The organism is Rhodopseudomonas sp. BR0C11, assembly GCF_010820945.1.
GTDB lineage: Bacteria > Pseudomonadota > Alphaproteobacteria > Rhizobiales > Xanthobacteraceae > Rhodopseudomonas > Rhodopseudomonas palustris_H.
In genome coordinates, this window is the sequence record NZ_QTKI01000649.1 from 1 (window position 1) to 1,640 (window position 1,640).

The 1,640-nt window shown below is 67.6% G+C and carries 1 protein-coding gene and 1 other RNA gene; both read right to left on the reverse strand.

From position 1 onward, the window contains the following. Window positions 1-1,325: DNA polymerase III subunit gamma/tau (locus tag DYI24_RS26200; RefSeq protein WP_246701378.1), on the reverse strand; the 1,325-nt coding region annotated here is incomplete at its 3' end. 185 nt (window positions 1,326-1,510) lie between these two features. Further along, an RNA gene (gene ffs, locus DYI24_RS26205) (signal recognition particle sRNA small type) lies at window positions 1,511-1,607 on the reverse strand. Between the last annotated feature and the right edge of the window lie 33 nt (window positions 1,608-1,640).

Below are 1,640 nucleotides of genomic sequence, written 5' to 3' on the forward strand. Positions count from 1 at the left end.
GTGCTGGGAGCGGACAGAGCTGGGGCCGACGTCAGCGCAGCGGACGCACCGCCGCGACCGCCGCTGCCACCACCGCCGGAGATCGCCGGCGCATCACCGCCACCGCTGTGCTCCAGCATCCGCAATGCTTCATCGGGCGTCGGCAGATCGGCCGCATAGGCGATCCGCACCAGCACCATCTCGGCCGCCGCGGCCGGGCGGGTCGCGCCCTGCACCTCGGCAATGCCCTTGAGCAGCATCTGCCACATCCGCGACAGCACCCGCATCGACAGCTTGGTGGCGAACTCCCGCCCGCGCACCCGCTCGCTCTCGCCGAACGCGACATTGTCGGCGATCGCCGGCACGATCTTCACGCGGGTGACGAAATTGACGAACTCGGCGAGATCGGAAAGCACCACCACCGGGTCAGCGCCCGTGTCGTACTGGTCGCGGAATTCGGCGAACGCGGCGGCGATATCCCCGCGCGCCAGCGCATCGAACAGTTCGATCACGCGGGTGCGGTCGGCGAGGCCGAGCATCTGCCGCACCGCGTCGGCGCGCACCAGGCCGGCCGCGTGCGCAATCGCCTGGTCGAACAGCGACAGCGAATCGCGCACCGAACCTTCGGCCGCACGGGCGATGATGCCGAGCGCTTCCGGCTCGACCTCGACGCCTTCCTTCTGGGCGATGTTCGACAGGTGATTCATCAGCACGTCGGCTTCGACCCGGCGCAGGTCGAAGCGCTGGCAGCGCGACAACACCGTCACCGGCACCTTGCGGATCTCGGTGGTGGCGAACACGAATTTGGCGTGCTCCGGCGGCTCCTCCAGCGTCTTCAGGAAGGCGTTGAACGCCGCCGTCGACAGCATGTGGACTTCGTCAATGATGTAGACTTTGTAGCGCGCGCTCGCCGGCGCATAGCGCACGCTGTCGTTGATCTGACGGACATCGTCCACGCCGGTGTGCGAGGCGGCGTCCATCTCCAGCACATCCATGTGCCGGCTTTCCATGATCGCCTTACAGTGCACGCCGTGCACCGGCATGTGGATGGTCGGTCCCTTCACCGAACCGTCCGGCAACTCATAGTTCAGCGCCCGGGCGAGGATACGCGCGGTGGTGGTCTTGCCGACGCCGCGGACGCCGGTGAGAATCCAGGCCTGCGGAATCCGCCCCGTATCGAACGCGTTGGAAACGGTGCGGACCACCGCTTCCTGGCCGATCAGATCATCGAAGCTGTTGGGACGATATTTCCGCGCCAGCACCCGATAGGCGCCGGCCGGCGCGCTCGCGCTGCCCGGCTGCTCGGGAGCAGCGGACGGCGTCGCGGAAAGGCCAGAGTCACTCATCGGTCGGTCCGCAATGCTGCGTTGGTGGGGCCGGATTGCGGAAGGGAGCGGGGCGGTCGCGACGGGGCAGGATCATGCGGCTGGCCCGGAACACCCCTTACACCGGACCGGCATCCGCCGGTCCTGATCCACCTTCGTCCGGCCGTGGCGCCCCGAATGCCAGGGCAGCACGGCCGAAAAATGAGGTAGGAGACTGACGAGCGACCCGATCCAGACCTCGTTAGGGCTGCTTCCTTCCGGACCTGACCCGGTTGGCGAGAGGCTCGTCCACCGCCAATCTCCCGGTCCCTATTTGGCGCCAAACCGACCCGAATG